The 22,496-nt window shown below is 71.0% G+C and carries 22 protein-coding genes; 6 read left to right on the top strand and 16 right to left on the bottom strand.

Going from position 1 to position 22,496, the window contains the following annotated elements:
- Positions 1–57: 57 nt before the first annotated feature.
- Positions 58–312, top strand: a complete 255-nt coding sequence (locus tag BM085_RS33670) for a helix-turn-helix domain-containing protein (protein ID WP_093890854.1) — start codon at positions 58–60, stop codon at positions 310–312.
- Between the two features lie 16 nt (positions 313–328).
- Here BM085_RS33670 and lat read toward each other — a convergent pair whose 3' ends face one another.
- Positions 329–1,630: an L-lysine 6-transaminase gene (gene lat, locus BM085_RS33665; protein WP_093890853.1), complete on the bottom strand. Its 1,302-nt coding sequence runs from the start codon at positions 1,628–1,630 to the stop codon at positions 329–331.
- A 144-nt stretch (positions 1,631–1,774) separates the two neighbouring features.
- A complete protein-coding gene (locus tag BM085_RS33660; RefSeq protein ID WP_093890852.1) occupies positions 1,775–2,332 on the bottom strand; it encodes an HdeD family acid-resistance protein in 558 nt (185 codons plus the stop codon).
- A gap of 114 nt (positions 2,333–2,446) precedes the next feature.
- Here BM085_RS33660 and BM085_RS33655 point away from each other — a divergent pair, with 114 nt between their 5' ends.
- Complete coding sequence (locus tag BM085_RS33655) at positions 2,447–3,658, top strand: M20 metallopeptidase family protein (RefSeq protein ID WP_093890851.1); 1,212 nt, start codon at positions 2,447–2,449, stop codon at positions 3,656–3,658.
- A 92-nt stretch (positions 3,659–3,750) separates the two neighbouring features.
- On the opposite strand, the gene BM085_RS33650 is transcribed toward BM085_RS33655, so the two are convergent.
- The 3 genes from BM085_RS33650 to BM085_RS33640 all read right to left on the bottom strand — a co-directional run bounded on the left by BM085_RS33650 (position 3,751) and on the right by BM085_RS33640 (position 6,552).
- Entirely contained in the window at positions 3,751–4,131 is a 381-nt protein-coding gene (locus tag BM085_RS33650) for a PPOX class F420-dependent oxidoreductase (RefSeq protein ID WP_031167079.1), read from the bottom strand.
- A gap of 10 nt (positions 4,132–4,141) precedes the next feature.
- Positions 4,142–4,816 carry a PAQR family membrane homeostasis protein TrhA gene (trhA, locus tag BM085_RS33645; protein ID WP_093890850.1) on the bottom strand — a complete coding sequence of 225 codons (675 nt, stop codon included), beginning with the start codon at positions 4,814–4,816 and terminating at the stop codon, positions 4,142–4,144.
- A gap of 197 nt (positions 4,817–5,013) precedes the next feature.
- Positions 5,014–6,552: a penicillin-binding transpeptidase domain-containing protein gene (locus BM085_RS33640; protein WP_093890849.1), complete on the bottom strand. Its 1,539-nt coding sequence runs from the start codon at positions 6,550–6,552 to the stop codon at positions 5,014–5,016.
- Between the two features lie 59 nt (positions 6,553–6,611).
- Here BM085_RS33640 and BM085_RS33635 point away from each other — a divergent pair, with 59 nt between their 5' ends.
- The 4 genes from BM085_RS33635 (at position 6,612) to BM085_RS33620 (ending at position 10,116) form a co-directional block, all read left to right on the top strand.
- Entirely contained in the window at positions 6,612–7,460 is an 849-nt protein-coding gene (locus BM085_RS33635; RefSeq protein ID WP_245789849.1) for a spermidine synthase, read from the top strand.
- A gap of 281 nt (positions 7,461–7,741) precedes the next feature.
- Positions 7,742–8,062, top strand: a complete 321-nt coding sequence (locus BM085_RS33630; protein WP_093890848.1) for a hypothetical protein — start codon at positions 7,742–7,744, stop codon at positions 8,060–8,062.
- A complete protein-coding gene (locus tag BM085_RS33625) occupies positions 8,059–9,000 on the top strand; it encodes a WXG100-like domain-containing protein (RefSeq protein ID WP_093890847.1) in 942 nt (313 codons plus the stop codon). Before BM085_RS33630 ends, BM085_RS33625 begins: the two co-directional genes overlap by 4 nt.
- Positions 9,001–9,129: 129 nt before the next feature.
- The gene (locus tag BM085_RS33620; protein WP_093890846.1) at positions 9,130–10,116 is read left to right on the top strand and encodes a pirin family protein; all 987 of its coding nucleotides are present in this window, start codon (positions 9,130–9,132) and stop codon (positions 10,114–10,116) included.
- 36 nt (positions 10,117–10,152) lie between these two features.
- On the opposite strand, the gene BM085_RS33615 is transcribed toward BM085_RS33620, so the two are convergent.
- The 11 genes from BM085_RS33615 to BM085_RS33565 are packed head-to-tail and all read right to left on the bottom strand — an operon-like array spanning position 10,153 to position 22,439.
- On the bottom strand, positions 10,153–10,473 hold the full coding sequence (locus BM085_RS33615) for a type II toxin-antitoxin system PemK/MazF family toxin (RefSeq protein WP_093890845.1): 321 nt from the start codon (positions 10,471–10,473) through the stop codon (positions 10,153–10,155).
- Positions 10,463–10,693, bottom strand: a complete 231-nt coding sequence (locus BM085_RS33610; RefSeq protein ID WP_012894092.1) for a DUF6290 family protein — start codon at positions 10,691–10,693, stop codon at positions 10,463–10,465. The genes BM085_RS33615 and BM085_RS33610 overlap by 11 nt, the downstream gene beginning before the upstream one ends.
- Positions 10,694–10,717: 24 nt before the next feature.
- The gene (locus tag BM085_RS33605) at positions 10,718–12,361 is read right to left on the bottom strand and encodes an amylo-alpha-1,6-glucosidase (RefSeq protein WP_093890844.1); all 1,644 of its coding nucleotides are present in this window, start codon (positions 12,359–12,361) and stop codon (positions 10,718–10,720) included.
- Positions 12,362–12,363: 2 nt separating this feature from the next.
- The gene (locus BM085_RS33600; protein WP_093890843.1) at positions 12,364–13,224 is read right to left on the bottom strand and encodes a carbohydrate ABC transporter permease; all 861 of its coding nucleotides are present in this window, start codon (positions 13,222–13,224) and stop codon (positions 12,364–12,366) included.
- A 12-nt stretch (positions 13,225–13,236) separates the two neighbouring features.
- Positions 13,237–14,175, bottom strand: a complete 939-nt coding sequence (locus BM085_RS33595) for a carbohydrate ABC transporter permease (protein WP_093890842.1) — start codon at positions 14,173–14,175, stop codon at positions 13,237–13,239.
- Between the two features lie 5 nt (positions 14,176–14,180).
- Positions 14,181–15,488 carry an ABC transporter substrate-binding protein gene (locus BM085_RS33590; protein ID WP_093890841.1) on the bottom strand — a complete coding sequence of 436 codons (1,308 nt, stop codon included), beginning with the start codon at positions 15,486–15,488 and terminating at the stop codon, positions 14,181–14,183.
- A 40-nt stretch (positions 15,489–15,528) separates the two neighbouring features.
- Positions 15,529–16,284: an SDR family NAD(P)-dependent oxidoreductase gene (locus tag BM085_RS33585; RefSeq protein ID WP_093890840.1), complete on the bottom strand. Its 756-nt coding sequence runs from the start codon at positions 16,282–16,284 to the stop codon at positions 15,529–15,531.
- A complete protein-coding gene (locus tag BM085_RS33580; RefSeq protein WP_093890839.1) occupies positions 16,281–17,510 on the bottom strand; it encodes an ATP-NAD kinase family protein in 1,230 nt (409 codons plus the stop codon). Before BM085_RS33580 ends, BM085_RS33585 begins: the two co-directional genes overlap by 4 nt.
- Positions 17,507–19,066 carry an aminomethyl-transferring glycine dehydrogenase subunit GcvPB gene (gcvPB, locus tag BM085_RS33575; protein WP_093890838.1) on the bottom strand — a complete coding sequence of 520 codons (1,560 nt, stop codon included), beginning with the start codon at positions 19,064–19,066 and terminating at the stop codon, positions 17,507–17,509. Before gcvPB ends, BM085_RS33580 begins: the two co-directional genes overlap by 4 nt.
- A complete protein-coding gene (gcvPA, locus tag BM085_RS33570; protein ID WP_093890837.1) occupies positions 19,063–20,394 on the bottom strand; it encodes an aminomethyl-transferring glycine dehydrogenase subunit GcvPA in 1,332 nt (443 codons plus the stop codon). Before gcvPA ends, gcvPB begins: the two co-directional genes overlap by 4 nt.
- Entirely contained in the window at positions 20,391–22,439 is a 2,049-nt protein-coding gene (locus BM085_RS33565; RefSeq protein ID WP_245789848.1) for a beta-galactosidase, read from the bottom strand. The genes gcvPA and BM085_RS33565 overlap by 4 nt, the downstream gene beginning before the upstream one ends.
- Positions 22,440–22,496 lie beyond the last annotated feature (57 nt).

The following is a 22,496-nucleotide window of genomic DNA, read 5'->3' as shown; positions in this document are numbered from 1 at the left end:
TACGCCGTAAGACCGGGGGTTTCGGCGACCTGACCGTGTTGCTGCCGCGGAGGCCGTATGAGAGTCGACGATGCCCCGTTCGACGCACAGCCCAGAGTCGAGACGGGCCTGAGCAGGCGCGAGACCGAGGTCATGGAGCTGATCGCCACGGGTCGCTCCAACGGGCAGATAGCCCAGCACCTTTTTCTCAGCGAGAAGACCGTGAAGAACCACGTGAACCGGATCTACGCCAAGCTCGGCGTGGACTCACGGGTGACCGCGATCGGACTCTGGCTGGAACGGGCCACCCGTGAGGATCCTCCGCGCCGGTGAGGCGGAGAAGACGCCTCTAGGCCGACAGCCGCAGGTCCCGGGAGACCGCCAGCGCCCGCCCTATGGCGGCCGCGCCCTCCTCCAGTTCCTCCGGGGTGACCGACAGGGCCGGGCGGAGCCGTACCGACCGCTCTCCGCAGGGCAGGACGAGCACGCCCTCGTCGCGCCTGAGCCGGGACACCACACCGTCGCGCTCGGCCGGATCCGGTAGGTCGAAGGCGCACATGAGGCCGCGGCCCCGGACGTTCTCCACCACTTCCGGGAACTGGGCCTGGATCTTCAGCAGCATGGTCAGGAGTCCGTGGCCGAGCTCCCCGGCGCGCGGGATCAGGCCGTCGCGTTCCACGATCTCCAGCATCCGGCGGGAGCGGACCATGTCGACCAGGCCGCCGCCCCAGGTGGAGTTGATCCGGCCGCTGACCTGGAAGACGTTGTCCGGCACCAGGTCGACCCTGCGGCCCGCCATGACCCCGCCGACCTGGACCTTCTTGGCGAAGGCCACCAGGTCGGGACGGAGGCCGAGCTGCTGGTGCGCCCAGGGGGTGCCCGTGATCCCGGCGCCGGTCTGCACTTCGTCCATGACGAGCAGCGCGTCGTGCTCGTGACAGAGCTCCTGCATGGCCCGCAGGAACTCGGCCCGCATGTGATTGTCGCCGCCCTCGCCCTGGATGGGCTCGGCGATGAAACAGGCGATGTCGTGCGGGTGGCGCTCGAAGGCCGCCCGCGCCTGGGCCAGTGCCCGTTCCTCGGCCGCCTCGACGTCGCCGAGATGGATGGCGGGCACCTCGATCCGGGGCCAGCCGAACGTCGGGAAGCGGTCGGTCTTGACCGGGTCGGTGTTGGTCAACGAGAGGGTGTAGCCGCTGCGGCCGTGGAAGGCGCGGGTGAGGTGGAGCACTTTGGTGCCGAGCTCCGGAGAACGGCCGTTGATCTCATTGTGTCGGCTCTTCCAGTCGAAGGCGCACTTCAGGGCGTTCTCGACGGCGAGCGCGCCGCCCTCCACGAAGAACAGGTGCGGCAGTTCGGGGTCGCCGAGGACCCGGTTGAACGTCTCGATGAAGTCGGCGAGGTGGCTGGTGTAGAGGTCGGAGTTGGCCGGCTTGTTCGCGGCGATCCGGCCGAGCAGGGCGAGGAACTCCGGGTCGTCGTCGAACGGGTTCACACCGAGTGGCGCCGAGGCGAAGAAGGTGTAGAAGTCCAGGTAGCTCCGGCCGGTGCGGGCGTCGACGAGCCGGGAGCCCCGGCTCCGTTCGAGGTCCAGCTCCAGCCGGTAGCCGTCGACGAGCAGATGACGAGCGAGACGGCCGTGCACGTCCATGTCCCCTCCACAGTGAGTCGGACAGATGATTCCCCGTCAACGAGGCATCCATATGGAGACATTACGTATGCAGACCGATTTTTGTGAAGATTCTCCGGTGATTATGTGATGCTTCCCAACGGTCGCGTGACGGGTCCGCGCCGGTCACGCGACGCGCGGACCGGTCTCCGGACCCGGCCGGTGGGCGCCGAGCGCCTTGACCTTGAAGGCCAGCCCTATCAGCGCGATGCCGTACACGATGGCCATGGTGCCGATGAGCCAGATGACGGCCAGCGCCCCCGAGCCGGGCCAGACGAACAGCAGGATGCCGAACAGCACCGACAGCGCCCCGCTGACGATGAACATCCACTCCCCCTCCATGGCCTTGCGCAGCCGGATCGCCGCCACGATCTCGACGATGCCGGTGACGACGGCCCAGCCCGCGATGAGGAACAGCAGGGCGAGCGCGGTTATGCTCGGCCAGACGAAGGCCACGATTCCGGCCAGGATGCTAAGAATGCCGTAGAGGATCATCCACAGCCGGGAGCCCCCGCGTCCCGAGCTGAACAGCGCGAACACCCCGTTGACGACGGCATAGGCGCCGAAGACGATGACCAGCGCGTAGATCGTTATCCCCGGCCAGACGATCGCCAGCAGGCCGAACAGGATCGCGCACAACCCACGGATCAGATACACCCACCAGGTCCGAGACAGCTCTTCCATGTGCCCTCCTCGTGTGATCGATTCCTTTCCAGAAGATCGCCAACACGAGACCACAAATCGGTCAAATCAGGGCTATCGTGCGTTCAGGCCACACAATCGCCAGGAGGAGTGCCCGTGTCCCTTCGCGAATCCGCCGCCGACATGCGGGACGAGCTGACCCGTCTCCGCCACGCCCTGCACCGGCAGCCCGAGCTCGGCCTCGACCTGCCACGGACCCAGGAGAAGGTGCTGGCGGCGCTGGCGGGCCTCCCCCTGGAGATACGGCTCGGCGAACGGCTGAGCTCGGTCACGGCCGTGCTGAGAGGCGCCCGGCCGGGCCCGACCGTACTGCTCCGCGGCGACATGGACGCCCTGCCGGTCTCCGAGCACAGCGGCGCGGAGGTCACCTCGCAGGTGGAGGGCCGGATGCACGCGTGCGGCCACGACCTGCACACCACCATGCTGACCGGGGCCGCGCACCTGCTGGCGGCCCGGCGGGACCAGCTCGCCGGGAACGTGATCTTCATGTTCCAGCCGGGCGAGGAGGGGCAGGGCGGCGCGAAGATCATGATCGACGAGGGGGTGCTGGACGCGGCGGGCGAGCGCCCGGTCGCGGCCTACGCCCTGCACGTGATCAGCGCGGTGCTCCCCCGGGGAGTGTTCATCACCAAGGGCGGCCCGATGATGGCCGCCGCCGACAAGCTCGTCGTGACCGTGCGGGGCGCCGGCGGCCACGGCTCGGCGCCGCACCGGGCCAAGGACCCGATCCCCGTCGCGTGCGAGATGGTCACCGCGCTGCAGACCATGGTGACGCGGGGGTTCGACGTGTTCGACCCGGTGGTCGTCACCGTCGGCAGCTTCCACGCCGGCACCGTCGACAACGTGATCCCGGAGGAGGCCCGGTTCGAGGCGACGATCCGGTCGTTCTCCAAGCCCTCCCACAGGCGGATCCAGGAGCGGGCGGTGACGCTGGTCAAGGGCATCGCGGCCGCCTACGGGCTGGACGTGCGGGCCGACTACCAGGTCAACTACCCGGTGACGGTCAACAACGGCGCCGAGGCCGAGTTCGTCGGCGCGACCGTCCGCGAGGTGTACGGCGAGCAGCGGTTCATCGAGGCCCCCCAGCCGTTCACCGGCTCGGAGGACTTCTCGTTCGTCGCCGACCAGGTGCCGTCGGCGTTCGTGGCGCTCGGCGCGTGCCCGCCGGACGCCGATCCGGGCAAGGCCGCCTACAACCACGCCCCCGGGGCCCGGTTCGACGACGCCGTGCTACCCGACGGCGCCGCGCTCTACGCGGAGCTGGCGGTGCGCCGTCTCGGCCTCACCCCCAGCCCCGCCCCGAACTGACCCGTCTCGGCCTCGCCCCGAGGCTCACCCCGAACCGACCCGGCTCGGCCCCGCCCGAGGCTCGCCCCGAACCGCCCCCGGCCCGGGGGCACTCAGCCCGCCGGGGCGATCCGGATGGCCACGGTGCCCTCCCTGCCCCGGCGGAGCCTGCTGCCGAGCATGAGTGCCCTGGCGGTCAGGCCGTACTTCTTCACGATCAGGCGGCGGACCCGCTCGGTCTCCCCGGCGGACAGCTCCCGCGCGCGGCCCTCGACCTGCTCGCCGCGCGTGTTCCCCCGCATGTCACAGGCCGCCACGACGACGCCGGGGTTGCCGCGGATCCGCTTCACCTTGCCCGAGGCCGCCTGGGTCCAGACCACCAGGGCGTCCCCGTCGGCCGCCGCCCACACCGGCGTCGGGACCGCCGTCCCGTTCTTCCTGAACGTCGTCAGGCAGACGTACTGCTCGGCGCTCAGATCCTCGATCGTCGTCATGCCCGGCACATTACGCCGCCGCGTAGACCACCAGCGACACCGCTACGTACTGGACCAGGTAGGCGGCGACGGTGAAGGCGTGGAAGACCTCGTGGAAGCCGAACCAGCGGGGCGAGGGGTCGGGGCGGCGCAGGCCGTAGACGACTCCGCCCGCCGTGTAGAGCAGCCCGCCCACGAAGACCAGGGCCACCGCGATCGCTCCCGCGCCCTCCAGCAACTGGGGCAGCACGAAGACGGCCGTCCAGCCGAGGGCGATGTAGAGAGCGGTGGACAGCCAGCGGGGGGCGCCGGTCCACAGCACCCGGAACAGCACCCCGGCGACCGCGCCGGCCCAGATCACGCCGAGCACCACCGCCCTGGCGGGCCCGTCCAGGGCGAGCATCGCGAACGGCGTGTAGGTCCCGGCGATGATCAGGTAGATGTTGGCGTGGTCGAGACGGCGCAGCACCTCCCCCAGGCGCGGCGAGAGCGTGCCCCGATGGTAGGTCGCCGAGATGCCGAAGAGGAGGCCGGAGGTGATCGCGTAGATCGCGGCGGCGAGCCGCGCCTGCAGCGTGGGCCCCAGGGCCACCAGGACGAATCCGGCGATGAGCGCGACGGGCAGGATGCCGGCGTGCAGCCATCCCCGGAGTCGGGGCTTGATCGACTCCGGAAGCGTGAACCTCTCGGCAGCGGACGTGGTCATGAACCTACGCTACCGTAACTTACGACAGCGTAGGTTGTGATCTGCCCTACAGACCCGGCCGGTCCACCTCGGCCGGGAGACGCCTTCGACAGGGCGGCGTGTCGCAGGCCCGGGGCCGCCTTCGACAGGGCCGGGTGTCCGCCGCAGGCCCGAGGACACCTTCAGACCGGGCGATCCGCCGCCGGCCGGGGAGGTCTTCAGAGCGCCCGCAGGAAGCGCGACGCGATGGGCACCGCCGCCTTGGCGCCGCTCCCGCCGTTCTTCACCAGGACGGCGAAGGCGACCTTGCCGTGATACCCGATGAACCACGCGTGCTCCCGCCCCCCGCCCGCTTCGGCGGTCCCCGTCTTGCCCGCCGTACCGGGGGGAAAGCCGGCGGACGAGGCGGTGCCGGTCGTCACGACCGCCCGCATCATCGCGCGCAGGCCCGTGACGACGTCCGGCGGCAGGGCGGTCCCCCGCCCGACCTTCCCCCGCCGTCCCGTCATGACCGGCTGGCGCCAGGAACCGTCCTGCACGGCGGCGGCGACCAGGGCCATGCAGAGCGGGCTGGCCACCACCGAGTTCTGGCCGATGGCGTCGGAGCCCAGCTCGTCGGCGCTCCCGTGGGGCTTCACCGTGCCGCAGACCCCCGGGCCCTCGATGTCCTTGTTGAACCCGAACAGTTCGGCGGCGTCCACCAGGCCGCCGGCCGACAGCAGCCGGACCGACTGCTCGGCGAAGGTCGTGTTGCAGGAGACCGCGAAGGCGCCGGTCAGCGTGGTGGTCCCGGGGGCGGCGTGTCCCCCGGCGTTGACGAACGGACGGCCGTTCGGAGGCGTGTAGGCCGCGGGGCAGGACACCCGCGAGTCCGGGGTCAGGCCCCGGGAGAGCAGGGCGGCGGCGGTGACCACCTTGAACGTCGAGCCCGGCGGGTAGAGGCCGCGGATGGCGCCCTGCCCGCCCAGCTCCCCGCCCAGCCGGTCGGCGAGCGCGAGCACCTCGCCGGTGTCGGCCTTGATCGCGACGATCGCCGCGGGGCTGTCCATACCGTCCAGCGCGCGGGCCGCCGCGGCCTGGACCGGCCGGGAGAAGGTGGTGCGGATCCTCCTGGCGGACGGCGGCGCGAACGCCACCAGCTCCCGGGCCGTCCCGTCCGTCCGGACCGCCTCCAGAGCGTAGCCGCTGCCGTCCCCCTCCAGATCGGCACCGAGCATGCCGAGGTAGCTCTCGGCCCCGCTGTCGCGCGGGAACCGCGTGCCGGAGCGGGTCACCAGCTCGACGGCGGGCCCCGGGACCTCCTTCAGCCGGATCCGCCCGCCGTCCTTCAGCGCCGGATGGAGCGTCTCCGGCGTCCAGAGCACCTTCCAGCGCCCGTCCCGCCGGACCAGCCGCAGCGTCGACGCGAACGGCCACGCCCCGAGGTCCCTGATCCCCCTGACCCCCTGGAACGGCAGCTCGGCCACCTGTCCCCCGTGCCGCCTCAGCGTGCCCGGGATGAGATCCAGCGACTCGATGTCCAGGTCGCGGGAGAAGGCGAGATGCCGCTCGGCGAAGTCGGCGGGCGTGTCGGCGACCAGGCGGCTCATCGCGCCGATGTCGCTGCCCTCCCAGGCCGCCAGGTAGGCCGTCGCCGTCTCCTCGGGGCCGGCCACCGGCCGGCTCTCCGCCCCCGTGGGACGCACCAGCACGTAGAGCCCGGCGCCGATGACGGCGAGAACGACGATGATGAGTGTGAGGACCGCTCGACTGCGCATACGGTTTCTCCCAAGGGTATTCCCCGGGTTGTATATCAGAGGAAAGAGGATCAAAGGTGATGGTCAGGCGGGAACCGAGGGGGCCGATGCCGGGCCGTTATCCGGTGACCTTCGGCGAGGTCGAGCTCCTCGGGGATCTGGACCGTCCCTCCGGCTGGGTGATCTCCAAGGACGGCGTGCCCCAGTCCTATGTGGACCTGGAGGATCCGACCTATCTCGACTTCGAATACGTCCGGCTGATGGCCGCTGTGATCGACCTGCTCGACGAGGGCCCCCTGGACACCGTGCACGTGGGGGGCTGCGCCTGCACCCTCCCCCGCTACGTGGCGGCGACCCGCCCGGGGTCGCGGCAGATCGTCGCCGAGCCGGACGGGGGCCTCGTCCAGCTCGTCAGGGACCAGCTCAACCTGAAGTCGGTGCCCCGCCTCAAGGTGAAGGTCCTCGACGGCCGTACGGCGACCGCCGGGCTCCAGGACGTCTCGGCCGACCTGATCGTGCTGGACGCCTTCAGCGGTGCCACGATGCCGCTCGACCTGGCCACCTCCGAGTACATGGGCGACGTCGCCCGCGTCCTGCGCCCGGCCGGGACCCTGTTGATCAACATCGCCGACGGCAAGGGCCTGGCCTTCGTCCGCCGGGTGCTCGCCACCGTCGGCGGCACCTTCCCCCACATGGCGCTGCTCGCCGACCCCGGCGTCATGCGGGGCCGCCGCTTCGGCAACCTCATCGTCGCCGCCTCCCGCGCCGGGCTGCCCCTCACCGGCCTGACCCGGCGGGCCGCCGGCGGCATCACTCAGGCCCGGTGCGTGTACGGCGAGGACCTGACCAAGTTCGTCGCCGGAGCTCCGCCGCTCAACGACGGCGACGCCGTCGTCGTCCCTGTCCCCCCGCCGGGGGTCTTCGGCTGAACGGAGGCCCACCGGGGGCTCCGGCCGAACGGAGGCCCACCGGAGGTTTTCGGCTGAGCGGAGGCGGGCGGCTCTTCCTGCCACCGGGCGGCCCCGTCGGTATATTCTTGGTATTTCCTACTTACAATAAATGATATTTCCGGCACGCCGGGTACCGCCGACGTGCCGTGTCCATGGTTCACAGCACGGGAGTGCACATGTCCGAGGCTCCGTCCTATGGTCCCCCAGACGCGTCCGGGGGAAGATCCGCCGCACGGCAGGGACCACCCACCGAACTGGCGATGTCCCCGGACGACCTGAAGTCGTCCATCGCGAAGGCGTTCCACATCGAGAGCGGCGACCTCACCGGCGCGCTCATCAAGGAGGTGAACGAACTGATCGCGGTGGGTGACTTCTGGGGCGGCGACGAGGCGGGCATGAAGTTCTACAGCGGCGACGCCGAAGTGCCCGGCTACGCGGCGACGGCCGAGGCGGTCATGACCGAGTCGAGCGCCATCTCGTTCTTCTACACCGGCGTCGCGACCCGCCTTCACGACATGGGGAGAAACGTGGAGGCTGCCGACTGGGCCAGTATCGCCGAGATGCCCAGGATCCTCCGATGAGGCTCAACCGCTCGGCGCTGTTCCCGCTGGGGGCGGCGGGCATGATGGGGATCGTCCTCAACGACATCTACCGGCGGTGGCCGGAGGGCGATCCGGACGGGGCACGCCGGGCCGCCGCCGTCTGGCGGTCGATCGGCGCGCTGGTGGCGACATCCCAGGGAGACATGGAACGGCAGGCCACACGCGTGTGGCGGAACAACCCCAGCGAGGGCAGCGACGCGTTCCGCGCCTTCTGGGCGGGCGGCCTGTTCAGTTCCCTGCCTTCCGGCACCCAGGGGCCGACGGCCCGTTTCTCCTTCCCCGACTACGCCGAGGCGGTCACCGCCCACTGCGAGCGCACCGCCGAGGCGTGCGAGGAGTACGCCGAGGCGGTGGAGGCCACCCAGCACGCGCTCAAAGTCCTCGCGGCGACCGAGGTCGCGCAGCTGTTGTTCGCCGGAGCCTGGCCGCTGGTGGGCGGCCCCGGCTCCGCCGCCATCAAATGGGCGGCGGACAAACTGCGCAGGCAATATCAGGTCGAGTACCTGATGATGCTCTTCCAGAGATACGTCGCGGAGATCGTGCGGAAGAAGATGGCGCAGTACGCCGCCGGAAGCGCCTTCTTCGCCCTCGGCGACACCACCCTGTCGATCGGCGCCAAGGCGGCGTTCGGCGACGGCCCCGGATCGTTCGAGGACAACGCCACGATGACCATGAAGGACTTCGCCGCCTGCCTGGTCTTCTTCGGCGTCTGGGACCTCACCAGGGTCGGCCCTCTGGGGAAGGTGCTCGACAACGACGCGGGCAACTTCGCCTCCTTCTACATCGGTTCCAACTCCTACACCGTGGCGTCCAACGCGATGAACGGAGAGAGCGGAAAGGACCTGCTGCCCACGTTGAAACAGGTTCTGGTCAAGGCCATGGTCGGCACGATGCAGGGAGCCAAGACCCCGGAGTGAGCCGCACCGGGCGGGGGAACGGGCGGCTCCGGGGCCGTGGCGCTCACCGTGTCACGGCCCCGACCCCTGCGGAATAGTTGAACAATCAACTGAGTTAGTACCAGCGAATCCCGCAGGAAGGAGTCCGAAATGCCCGCCGTGACCGTAGAGAACCCGTTGACCCTGCCCCGCCTGCCCCAGCCTCTCGGCGCGGTGCGCGAGCGCGAGGTGCTGGCCGTGACGACCGCGCCCAGCGGATTCGAGGGCGAGGGCTTCCCCGTGCGGAAGGCCCTGGCGACGATCAAGCCCCAGTATCTCGACCCGTTCATCATGATGGATCAGATGGGCGAGGTGGACTACGCTCCGGGCGAGCCGAAGGGGACCCCCTGGCACCCGCACCGGGGCTTCGAGACCGTCACCTACATGATCGACGGCGTGATGGACCACGCCGACTCCCACGGCGGCGGCGGCACGATCTCCGACGGCGACACGCAGTGGATGACCGCCGGCGGAGGAATCCTGCACAAGGAGGCTCCCCCGGAGTGGCTGGTCCAGAAGGGCGGCCTGTTCCACGGCATCCAGCTCTGGGTCAACCTGCCGGGCAGCCAGAAGATGGTCGCGCCCAACTACCAGGACATCGGCAGGTCCAACGTCGTCCTGCTCAGCAGCCACGACGGCGGAGCGCTGGTCCGCCTGATCGCGGGTGAGGTCGCCGGGTTCACCGGCCCCGGCAGCACGAGGACCCCGATCACCCTGCTGCACGCCTCCCTCAGCCCCGGCTCCCGCCTCACGCTGCCCTGGCGCAAGGACTTCAACGCGCTCGCCTACGTCCTCTCCGGGCGGGGCGGCGCCGGCGCCGACAGGCAGCCGATCGAGTCGGGCCAGCTCGCGGTCTTCGACGGCTTCGGCCCCCTCCCCGGCCTCGGCACCGAGGGGGAGGGCCTCACCCTCTGGGCGTCCGGGAGCCAGGAGAGCCGCAGCCCCAACCTGGAGGTCATCGTGCTGGGCGGCCGCCCGATCGGCGAGCCGGTCGCGCACTACGGCCCGTTCGTGATGAACACCCAGGAGGAGCTCGCCAAGGCGTTCGAGGACTACCAGGCCGGCCGCCTCGGCACCATCCCGGCCGAGCACGCCTGACCTGAGGCCGGATCGAGGAGGAGGCGCGAGCGCGGATCACAGGAGGCCGTGATACAGCCTCAGCGCGTCATCCAGTGCGTCCAGCTCGTCGTCCTCCAGGATTCCGACCCACTGCGTGAGCTTGGCGATGTCCACCGCCAGCATCTGCTCAAGCAGGATCCGGCATTTGCGGCCGTCGATCTCCACCTCGGGGCGGGTCAAGCTCGCCCGGGCGGAGGTCGACGTGGGCGCCACCGTCACAACCGATCCGATGAAGCTCGTGGCGGTCACCACGACGGCGTATCTCCGCCCCTGCTGCGTGTGGTCCGGGGAGCGGGCGGGGAGAGTCACGTGGAAGACGGACCCCTTACGAAGCAAGGTAGCGGGCCCACTCCCTGATCCGCTCGGCCTCTTCCCGCTCGGCCGGATCGCTGGCGATCTCGGCCGACTCCTTCCGCATCCGCTCCTGCATGGTGGTGAACCACGCGAGGTGGATGGCCTTGCGAACGACCTCCGAGATCGATTCGCCCATCTCCTCGGCGACCTGCTCAAGCTCTTTGCGCGTCTTCTCGTCGAGACGCACCGTCACCGTCGTCATGCCGTCAATGTAACACGAACTGTCTTACACAGCCGAGCACGCCTGACCTGCTGCCAGATCGAGGAAGAGCGCGGACGACCAGCCGAAGCCGCTGGTCGCGCGGGCCGCGCGGGCGCCGGTGAGCGGGTTCCAGTATTCGTACAGGCCGCCACCGGCGTTCACCATGTCCAGGGTCCGCCGGGTCAGCTCCTCGGCCACCTCGGCGTAGCCGGAACGGTGCAGGCCCTCGATCAGCAGGTAGTTGACGTTGAGCCAGACCGGGCCGCGCCACATGGCGTCGGGGTCGAAGTCCGGGTCGTCGAAGGCGACCGTGGGCACCGGCCGCTCGCCCCAGAAGGACGGGGAGAGCAGGTCGGCCACCAGGCGCCCGGCGATCTCCCGGGGGAGGCGTCCGGTGAGCAGCGGCAGCAGCTCCAGCGGGGTCCGGGTCGCCACCTCGGTCACGGCGCCGGCCGTACCCGCCGGGGCCGAGGGGCCGGGTGCGGACGTGGTCAGGGTGACGAACCGCCTGCCGTTCCAGCGCCTGGTCACCAGCAGATCGACGTGCTCGGCCGCCCGCTTCCGCCAGGCCGCCGCCTCCTCGGTACGGCCCAGCGCCTCGGCGATGTCGCCCAGCCGGTCGGCCTGCAGGGCCAGGTAGGAGTTGAGGTCCGGGGGCTCGGCGCGAGGGCCGTGGTCCCAGATCGGGCTGTCGTCCAGGCCGGACGAGTACGGGTGGAGATACTCGGCGAGCCCGTCCCCGTCCGGGTCGGAGACGGTCAGCCACCACTCGTGCGAGCGGGTGATCGGCCCGTAGACCTCCGCGAGGAACCCCAGGTCCGGGGCGACCTCATGGATCTTCCAGACGGCCCATGCGGTGAGCGGTGGCTTGGTCACCGGGACGACGCCGCCGATCGGCCCGTCCTCCGGGGAAGCGGCCCCCCGCTCCGTCCCGCCGGCCTGACCGACGTGCTGGGCCAGGCGGGCGTGGTCGGAGCGGGGCAGGTCGGTGGTCTCGGCGAGCACGCCCAGGTCGTGGACCACGTCGGGGATGAGGCCGTCGGGGCGCTGGTGGTCCAGGAGGATGCGGATCTGGTCGCGGGCGAGTTCGGGGTCGGCATGGCGCAGGCCGACGGCGTGGAAGTACGCGTCCCAGTTCCAGATGCCGACATATCCGAACTTGGAGGGGACGACGCCCTCCCGGCCGCCCGCGAACGCGATGGGCAGCAGGTTCACCCCCAGCGTCCACCATGCCTGCTCGGCCCGCTCCCGCAGCCCCTCCGGCACGGCCGGCATCCGCCCGGCCCACTCCTGACGGCGCCGCGCGGCCGCCTCCAGCAGCGCCGCGCCGTCGTACGGGCGCGCCTGCCCCACCAGCACGAGGGTCCCGTCGACGTCTCCGGCGCCGCCATCCCAGACCGCCCGCGCCGCCGAGCCGGTCAGCACCAGCGTCCCGGCGTCGGCGAAGACCAGGTCCACGCCCCCCTCGAAGGAGATCCGGTCGGGGCGCGCATGCCGTACGGGCAGCTCGGCGTCGCCGCGGAACAGCCGCAGGCCGGTCAGGACGGTCGTCTCCGACAGCCGGGTCTCGTACTCGGCGCGGGCGATCCAGAGCGAGCCGTCCTCGGCGGCCATCACCAGCAGCCGGGACCCCCGCTCGGTGAAGGGTCTCTCACGAAGGTCGAGCATCGTCAGCGTCCTCCCAGGCCGGACATGGCCATGCTGTTGAGAATGCGCCGCTGGCCGATCAGGAAAGCGATCATCATCGGGATGACCGAGATGGCCGAGGCGGCGAGGGTGAGGCCGTAGTCGGTGGCGCCGCGCTGATCGGCGAACTGGCTGACCAGCAGCGGCACGGTGGCCAGCTCCGGCGAGTTCAGGAAGATCAGCGGGAAGAAGAAGCTGTTCCAGCTCGCCAGGAAGACGATGATGCCCAGCGCGCCCAGGCCGGGCCTGACGTTGGGCAGCACGACCCGCCAGAAGATCGTCCAGCGGTTGGCGCCGTCGAGGCGGGCCGCCTCCTCCAGCTCGATCGGGACCGCCCGGATGAACTGGCGCAGCAGGAAGACCGCGAAGGGGTTGACGAACCCGGGCACGATCAGCGCCAGGTGGGAGTCGATCCACCCTAGCTCCGCCAGCATCAGGTAGAGCGGCACGACGGTCACCTGCTGCGGCACCATCTGGGTCGCCAGGAACAGGCCGAACAGCAGGCCCGAGCCGCGGAAGCGGATCCTGGCGAAGGCGTAGGCGGCCATGGCGGAGGTGCTCAGGGTGAGGAGCACGTTGAGCACCGCGATGTAGAAGCTGTTCCAGTAGGCCTGGGCGAAGGGCAGCGCGCCGAACGCGTCGGGGTAGTTCTGCGCCCGCCAGGGGTTGGGCAGCCAGTCCAGCGGCGCGTTGAGCATCTGGTGCGCGCCCTTGAACGACGTCAGCAGCATCCAGGCGAACGGGAACAGCATCGCCAGTCCGCCGGCGATGAGCGCGACGTGCAGGGCGATCTTGCCCAGCCGGCGGGAGACGGGGACGCCGGAAGGTCCGGGGATCACAGCCATCGACGCCTCCCCTTAGGAGTCGTAGTGGACGAAGCGCTTCTGCACTCCGAACTGGACGAGGGTGACGAGCAGGGTCAGCACGAGCAGGATCAGCGCGGCGGCGCTGCTCATGCCGAACTCGAAGTTCTGGAAGCCCAGGTCGTAGATCTGGTAGACGATCGTGCGGGCGCCGTCGTTGTGGTCGGGGTTGACCAGCACGTAGATCTGGTCGAACGCCTGGAAGGAGCTGATCACCGCGACCACGGTGGAGAAGAAGACCGTCGGGGAGATCATGGGCAGCGTCACCGAGCGGAAGACGCGGATCGGGCCCGCGCCGTCGATGCGGGCGGCCTCCATCAGCGCGGGTGGGATGGTCTGCAGCCCGGCCAGGAAGATCACGACGTTGAGGCCGAGCGAGGACCAGATGGTCACGACCGCGATGGACACGATGACCCAGCCCGGGTCCTCCAGCCAGTTGGGCAGCGCGATCCCGAACCAGTCGTAGACGGTCCTGTTGAGGACGCCGTAGTCGCCGCTGGCCAGGATGATCTGCCACATCACGGCCACCGCCACCGAACTGGTGACCACCGGCAGGAAGTAGACGACCCGGTAGAAGGTCTTGCCCTTGACCTGGTTCAGCGCGAGGGCGATGAGCAGTGCGAGCGCCAGGCCGACCGGGACCGTCAGGAACGCGAGCTTGACGGTGTTCCAGACGGCCGTGCCGAAGTCGGGGTCGGAGAGCTGGGCGGCGAAGTTGTCGAAGCCCGCCCAGGACTTCTCGCCGAGCCCGTCCCACTTCATGAACGCGAGCACGACCGCGAACCCGAGCGGGAAGACCAGGAACGCCAGCAGGCCGATGACCTGCGGAGCGAGGAACAGTGCGGCCCACCAGCCGTCCCGGTGCCGCACGCGCGTCGCCGCGCGTGCGGGCCGGGCCTTCGCGGCGGGGCGCGCCGGGGTGACGACGCCCACCGCCGCTATCCGATCTTGCCGTCGACGATGGCCTGGAGCTCGGTCATGCCCTGCTCGAAGGCGACCTTGCCGGTCCAGACCTTCAGCAGGTGGTCGTTGATCTCCTTGGTGAGACCGGGCACGGCCACCTCCTCCGGGTAGTTGGCGAAGCCGGTGTCACGGACGTCCAGGAGCGTCTGGGCGTGCGCCGGGTAGTTGCCCTCCAGCACGATCTGCTCGGCGCCCTTGACCGACGGGACCGCGCCGCCGCCCTTGAGGCGTAGGAGCTGGCCCTCCTTGCTGACGAACTCGGTCAGGAAGGTGAAGGCCTCCTTGGCGTTCTTGGAGTCCTTGTTCAGCGCCAGGTAGGAGGCCGCGACCGCGCCGGGAATCGGCTGGCCGGTCTCCGACGGGAACGGCACGATGTCGTAGTTGGGCAGGTCGCCGCCCTTCTTGACCACGTCGATCATCCACCGGCCGCCGGCGAAGAAGCCCGCGGTGCCCTTGAGGAACTGGGTGTTGGCGCCGTTGCTGGCGGGCAGCACGTCGGCCGACAGGAAGGTCTTGTCGGCGTAGCCCTTGGCCAGGGTCTCCAGGGCCTTGCGCGACTTGGGGTCGGTGGTGGCGACGAACCTGCCGCCGTCCCAGACCTTGCCGCCGAAGCCGCCGATGACGCTGTAGGTCGAGCCGTACCAGTTCCAGAAGAGGGAGCCGGCCTTGCCCGCCGCCTTGAGCTTGGCGTTCATCTCCAGGTATTTGGCCATGGTCCACTTGCCGGCCGCGTTCAGCTCGGCCGGGTCCTCGGTGATCCCGGCCTCCTTGAGCGCCTTCTTGCCGTACCAGAGGACCTCGGGGTTGGTGTCGTTCGGGACGCCGTAGATCTGGCCGTCCTTCTTGGCCCCGCCGTAGATGCCCTCGGAGAAGTCCTCGGGCTTGCTCTTGCTGTCCGGGCCGGCGAGCTTGTCGTTGAGCGGGGAGAGCACCCCGGCGGCGACGAACTTGCCGACGTTGTCGTCGCCGACGAAGAAGACGTCGGGCGCGGTCTTGGAGGTGAGCTGGGTGAGGAGCTTGGGGTGGTAGTCCTCGTACTTGGGGACCGTCTCCATCTTCAGCACGACGTTCGGGTGGCGCTTCATGAAGTCGTCGTTGAAGCCCTTGTAGAGCGCGACGTCCTCGGCCGAGCCCCAGGTCGACCACCGGATGGTGACCTTTCCGCCGGCGGACGCGCCGCCGCCGGTCGTGCCGCCGCCGCTCCCGCTGCACGCGGCGGTGACGGTGGCGGTCAGGGCCAGGGCCGCTGCGGCCAGGGCCTTCTTGGAAATGGGGAAAGACACGGTGTGCCTCCTGGGGGGGTGGGATTTTCAGGGGGGTGGGTCAGGCGAGTCCGCCACCGTCGACGACCAGGGCCGCGCCGGTGACGTAGCTGGCGGCGTCGCTCGCCAGGAAGAGGACGGCCTGGGCGATCTCGTCGGGACTGCCCGCGCGGCCCATCGGGCGGTCGGCGGCGTCGGCGGCGAAGGCGGCCCAGTCCTCGGAGAGCTGGCGGGCCTCCTCGCGGAGCATGGGGGTGTCGGTGTCGCCCGGGTTGACCGAGTTGACGCGGATCCCGGCCTTGGCGTGGTCGATGGCCAGGGCGCGGGTCATGTTGACCACGGCGGCCTTGGACGCGCAGTAGGAGATGGCGTTGCCGCCGCCCTTGAGGCCCCAGCCGGAGCCGGTGTTCACGATCGAGCCGCCGTCCTTCATGGCGGGGATCGCGTGCTTGCACATGAGGAAGACCGAGCGGACGTTGACCGCCATGACCCGGTCCCACTCGTCGGCCGCGATGTCCAGGACGGTGGTCCGCCGGATGATCCCCGCGTTGTTGAACAGCACGTGCAGGCCGCCGAAGGTCTCCACGGCGGTCCGTACGGCCCGCTCGCAGTCGGCCTCGGAGGCCACGTCCGTCCTGACCGCCACGGCCCTGCCGCCCTCGGCCTCGATCTCGCCGACCACCTTCGCGGCGCCGGGGGCGTCGAGGTCGGCGACCACGACGGCCGCGCCCTGGCGGGCGAAGAGCAGCGCGGTGGCCCGGCCGATGCCGGACGCGCCGCCGGTGACGATGGCGACCTTGTCAGTCAGGGTGGTCATGCGGAGAACTCCTCGATCGCGGAACGGATCCGGTACATCGCACTCTCGCGATATCCGGTGATGACGGAGACGTGACCGCCGACGAGGGCGTCCGCCTGCGGGTCTCCGGTGTCGGCCAGCAGCGGCCGCCCGCCGAGGCCGGCCAGCTTCTGCTGGGTGGCCAGGACGACCAGCCCTCCGGAGGCCATGATCTTTTTCAGTACGGCCGGGCTGATCTGCTGGTTGCCCCGGCCGAGCACGAACCCCTGCCCGCCGATCACCGAGACGACGGCGTGGCTCTCGCGCCCGTCGACGAGATCGGCGAGCTGCCGCTCGGTGACGTCCGCGGCGACCAGCTCACCGTCCTGGACCACGTCCACGCCGAGCAGCGTGGTGGCCAGGCCGAGCCGCCGGCCGACGGCCATGGTGGTGGCGCCGGGGCCGAGGACGTAGCGGGCGCCGGGCCGCATCCGGGCCACGACCTCCCGTGCGATGCCCTCGGCCGATCCGGGGGCGGCGGAGGACGAGCCGACCTTGCGGCCCGACAGGCGCGTCCGGGCGGCGGGCACGCGCAGGGTGCCGTAGAGCCGGGGACCGACCCGGCCCCGCCGGTAGGCCTCCTCGTCGAGGTCCACCACCTCGGCCTCGGCCGTCTCCCCGCCGAACTCCGCGGCCGCCGCCCCCGCCGTGGCGGGGCTGAGCGCGAAGCACCCGGAGTAGACCTTCACCCCCGCCGGGACGCCGAGCACCGGGCAGGACGGCGAGCCGTCGAGCACGTCCCTGGCGGTGCCGTCTCCCCCGGCGAACAGCAGCAGGTCGACGTCCTTCATGGCCGCGACGGCCGCCGTCGTGTCCCGCGGGGACGACGGGTCGCCGGGCAGGAGCCGCAGGAGCTCCGGGTCGGCCCCGGCCGCCCGCGCGCTGTGCTCGCCCATCGGGCCGGCGAGGGTGCGGATCCTCGTGCCGGGACGCCGGGCCAGCAGGGTCCGCACGGCCTGCGCCGCCCGGTCCCCGGCCCGGAGGGAGGCCCCCCTGGCCAGGGCCTCCCGCTGGACGTCGGGGCCGTCGCTGCCCTTGAGACCGGCCGGTCCGCCGATGCCCGCGACCGGGTTGACGATCAGCCCGACCACGAGGTCCCCGCCGCCCGGGGGCACGGACGCCGCCGGAGGCGCCGGGGACGTGGCGGAGGCCGCCGGCGCCGCGGGGGGTCGGGGCGTGGCGGGGCGGGCCGGCCGGTCGACGGTCATGCGAGGTGCTTGCGGGTGTAGGCGCGCCAGCTGGGCGACCACTGCTTGGGGTCGTCCAGCGACGTCTGATCGATCTTGTGGACCGTCTGGTTGTAGGGGGCGCCCCTGACGTGCTCGGGATCGCGGCGGGCCTCGTCGGCGACGTGGGCGAGGATCGCGGCGTACTCGTCGAGGTCCTCCTGGGAGTAGGACTCGGTCGGCTCCAGGGTGAAGGGCTCGGGGACCAGATAGGGGTGGTGGCTGGTCCAGTAGTGCACGCCGAAGTCGGCGGCGCGGACGCCGATCTCCTCCGAGTGCACGCCCGTCTCCTCGAACAGTCCCTGCCAGGAGTAGCGGACCTGCTCCACGCGACCGCCGTCCCAGTGGGCCGAGGCTCCGGGGATCCGCAGGATCTTGTGCATCAGGTAGTTGTTGTTGAGCACCGCGGTCTCGGCGACCTCGCGCAGCCCCTCGGCGCCCAGCGCCATGACCCAGGCGTAGGCGCGGACCACGTTCGGGGTGACGCCGAGGAAGGGGCGCATCTTGCCGACGGACTGCGGGCGGCCGTTGTCGAGGCGGTAACCCGACCCGTCGAACTCCACGGTCGGGCCGGGCAGGAACGGCGCGAGCGCCTCGGAGACGCCACACGCCCCGGCCGCCGGGCCGCCGCACGCGTGCGGGGTGGAGAAGGTCTTGTGCAGGTTGAAGTGGCACAGGTCGAACCCGGCGTCGGCGGCGCGGGTGATGCCCAGCAGGCCGTTGGCGTTGGCCTGGTCGTAGCAGGCCAGGCCGCCGGCCTCGTGCACCAGCGAGACGAACTCCTCGATGCGCGGGTTGAAGATGCCCGTGTCCTCGGGGTTGGTGATCATCAGGGCCGCGGTGCGGGGACCGACGGCGGCGCGCAGCGCCTCGATGTCGGGGTGGCCGTTCTCGTCCGGCATCAACGTGATGACCTCGTACCCGGCGGTCTTGGCGCAGGCCGCGTTGGACGGGTGGGAGAACATCGTGGTGATGACCTGGTCGCGCTGCCGTCCCTCGCCGCGCGAGGCGTGGTAGGCGCGGATCATCGCGATGTTGGCGTAGATCGCGGCCGACCCGGAGGCGGGCTGGAGCGAGACCCGGTTCATGCCGGAGATCTCGGCCAGCATCCGCTCCAGCCGCCAGTAGACCTCCAGGACGCCCTGCACGGTGTCGTCGGGCTGGAGCGGGTGGAGCTCGGCCACCTTGGGGTCGTTGACGAAGCGGTCGTTGACCTTGGGGCTGTACTTCATGGTGCAGGTGCCCTGGCCGACCGCGATGGCCTGGTCGACGCCCAGGTTCTCCTGCGACAGCCGGACGTAGTGCCGCAGCACGTGGAGCTGCGCCATCTCGGGCAGCTTGGGCGGCTCGGCCCGCCGTACCGACTCGGGCAGTTCCACCGCGGGCACCCCCGCGGCCGGTACGGCGATGCCCCGGCGGCCGGGACGCGACTGCTCGAAGATGATCGGCTCGTCCCAGCGGGCCTGGTGGAAGCGGCGCAGCGGCGGCTTGGGCGCGACCGGCAGCTCGGCGAACGACTCTCCTGAGTGCCCACTCACGACAGTTCCTCCTGTACGGCTGCCGCCAGCCGGTCGATGTCGTCCCTGGAGTGCCGCTCGGTCACGCAGACCAGCAGCGTGCGGTCGTCCAGCCGGACGCCGCCGAAGATGCCGTGCCCGCGCAGCGCGGCCAGGAGCTCGCCGGCCGAGGGCACCTCGATCGCGAACTCGCGGAAGTGGACGGCGTCCGGGTGCAGCACCCGGGCTCCGGCGGCGGCGAGCCGGTCCATCGCGTAGCGGGTGCGGGCCAGGACCGTCTCGCCGAGCTCGCGCATGCCCTCGGGGCCCATCAGCGCGAGGTAGACCCCGGCCGTGATGCCCCACAGGGCGGCGGCGGTGCCCACCCATTCCTTGCCCTCCTCGCGGTGGGCGAAGGAGGTCCGGTCGTAGAAGACGTCGCCGAAGCCGTACTCGCCGGGGACCGCGGTGGGCGCGATGCCGAACAGCCGCGAGGGGAACTCGGCGACCAGGCGCTCCTCGTCGCGGGTGGCGATGTATCCGGCGTGGCCGCCGCCGTAGCTCTGGTGCATGCCGAGCGACTGGATGTCGCCGCAGGCGATATCCGCGCCGTAGGCGGCGGGCGGGGCGAGCACGCCCAGCGAGATCGGGTCGGCCGAGACGACCAGGAGCGCGCCGGCGCCGTGCGCCAGGTCGGCGAGCTCGCGGCCCCGCGTCTCCACGACCCCGTAGACGTTCGGGGTCTCCAGGTAGATCGCGGCGAAGGTCTCGTCGATCTCCACCTCGCCGATCTCGCCGCCCGCCCCGACCGGGGCGACGACGATCTCGATGTCGTGGGCGAGGAAGTCGCGGAGCTTGCTCATCTTGTCCGCGCTGACGGCCCCGCTGACCAGCACCTTCGAGCGGCCGGTGTAGCGGGCCGCCATCCGGATCGCGGTCCCGGACGCCTGGTAGCCGTCGTAGGTCGGGACGTTGACGACGTCCATCTCCAGCAGTTCGGCCATCATGCTGACGTACTCGAACATGGCCTGGAAGCGGCCGTGGTCCTCGTACGGCTCGCCCGCGTAGGCGGTGAGGAACTCGCCGCGCCCGTTGACCTCGTCGCAGACGGCCGGGACGTGGTGCGGGTAGCAGCCGTGGCCCAGGAAGCTGAGCGCCTCGGTGGTGTCGGTGTTGCGTGCCAGCAGCCCGCGCATGTGGACGACCAGCTCATGCTCGGAGGCCATCGGCGCGGGCAGGTCCAGCGGCCGGTCCAGGCGGAGGCCCGCCGGGATGGCCGCGTAGAACTCCTCGACGCTCGCGGCGCCGATGGCGGCGAGCATCTCGGCCCGCACGCCCGGTTCGGCGTTCGGGATGTAGGGGTGTGTCACCGTTCTCCTTCGGTTGGCTCGGCTCCGGTGGGCCCGGCTACGCCCGGCTCGGCCTGGACCGGCTCGGCTCCGGTACGGAGCACCACAGCGTCGCGGGGCGGGATGTCGATCCGGCCGCGCAGGTCGCGGCCGGTGAGCAGGTCGGTCCCCGGCTCCCGCAGGTCCAGCCGGGCGGGGGTCGTCGCGTGGTTGAGCAGGAAGAGGTAGCGGCCCCGGCGGGTGGCCTCCACGCCCTCGGGGACGTCGGCCACCGGCTCGACGCCCGCGGCCGCCAGGACCTCGGTCAGGACGGGGGTGACGTCGTCGAGCAGGCAGCTCAGGTAGGTGGCGTTCCCGCGCCGGGTGATCGCCGCCTGACCGTCCAGGTCGCCGCCCTCGTAGCGGGCGAGCACCTCGGCGTCCTCGACGCGGAGCCATTCGGCCCAGGTCCGCGCCGGTACGGCCGGCGGCCCGTCCCCCCGCAGCTCCGGCGCGAGCCGTACCCGCTGGGTCAGGCCGTCGGGGAGCGGCCAGAACTCGTCCACCGTCAGGCCGAGCAGCTCGCGCAGCGGGCCGGGGGCGCCGCCGTCGTGGACCTGGTCGGCCGGGTCGACGACGCCGCTGAACGGGCCGACGATGAGGTGCCCGTCGAAGGCGGCCAGGTGCCCGGCCTGCTCCTCGGTGCACATGTAGAGGTTGGGGGCGATCACCACGCGGTAGCCGGACAGGTCGCGGCCCGCCGGGACGAGGTCCACCGCGATGCCGCGGGCGTGCATCGGCGCGTACCAGGACTGCAGGAGCTGCTTGAGCCTGAGCCGGTCGGACGGCATCGACTCGGGGGCCTCCAGGCCCCACCAGCTGTCCCAGTCGAGGACCAGCGCGACGTCGGCGTGCGTCCCGGAGCCGGCGATCTCGGCGAGACGCCTGAGGTCGGCGCCGAGCCGCAGCGTGTCCTGCCAGCCGCGCGAGGCGGTGCCGCCGTGCGGGAGCAGCGCGGAGTGGAACTTCTCCGGACCGTACCTGGCCTGCCGCCACTGGAAGAACATCGCGCCGTCCGCGCCGTGGGCCAGCGCCTGGAGGCTGTGCAGGCGCATCATCCCCGGCGGTTTGGGCGCGTTGACCTCGCGCCAGCTCACCGCGCTCGACGCCTGCTCCAGCAGGATCCACGGCCGCCGCTTCAGCGAGCGCATCAGGTCGTAGCTGAGCGCGACGGCCACGTGCGAGGCGGGGTCGGCGGGGTCGGGGTAGGCGTCGTCGCTGACGACGTCCTCGGCCGCGGCCCACTTCCAGTAGTCCAGGCCGTGCAGGATGCTCATGAAGTTGGTGGTCACCGGGACGTCCGGGGTGACCTCGCGCAGCACGGCCTTCTCCAGCTCGAAGCACTCCAGCAGCGCGTCGGAGCAGAAGCGGCGCCAGTCGAGGACTTGGGCCGGGTTCACCGGGCCCGGCGCCTTGCGCGGCGGGTTGACCTGGTCGAACGCGGTGTAGTGCTGGCCCCAGCAGGAGGTGCCCCAGGCGGCGTTCAGGCCGTCGACGAACCCGTGGCGGTCCCGCAGCCAGCGCCGGAAGTGGCGGGCGGACTCCTCGCAGAAGCATTCGAGGGTGTGGTCGGCGTACTCGTTGCCGATGTGCCACATGGCCAGCGCCGGGTGGTGCGCGTAGCGCTCGGCCATCCCCCGCGCCAGCCGTACGGTGGCCTCGCGGAAGACCGGTGAGCTGGGGCAGTAGCTCTGGCGGGAGCCGAAGTCGAGGCGGGTCCCCGCGGCGTCCACCGGGAGCACCTCGGGGTGCTCGCGCACCAGCCAGGGCGGCGGGGTGGCGGTGGCGGTGGCCAGGTCGGCGGCGACGCCGTGCTCGTGGAGGAGGTCCAGGACCCGGTCCAGCCAGCCGAAGTCGTACTCCCCCGGGCGCGGTTCGAGACGGGACCAGGAGAAGACCGCGACGGTCGCCATGGTGACCCCGGCTTCGGACATCAGCCTGACGTCCTCGTCCCAGACGTGCTCCGGCCACTGCTCGGGGTTGTAGTCACCACCGAACAGCAGACCGGAAACCCTGGTCAGACCCACCCGTAACTCCGATCTATGACATGTAATATTTTGTATGCAGAATTCATAGTGCAGTAT

Origin of the sequence: Streptosporangium canum, from assembly GCF_900113865.1 — a bacterium.
In the GTDB taxonomy this organism is placed as follows: Bacteria; Actinomycetota; Actinomycetes; order Streptosporangiales; family Streptosporangiaceae; genus Streptosporangium; species Streptosporangium canum.
The sequence above is the reverse complement of the archived record's forward strand: the minus strand, read 5'-3'. Positions and strand labels throughout refer to the sequence as shown.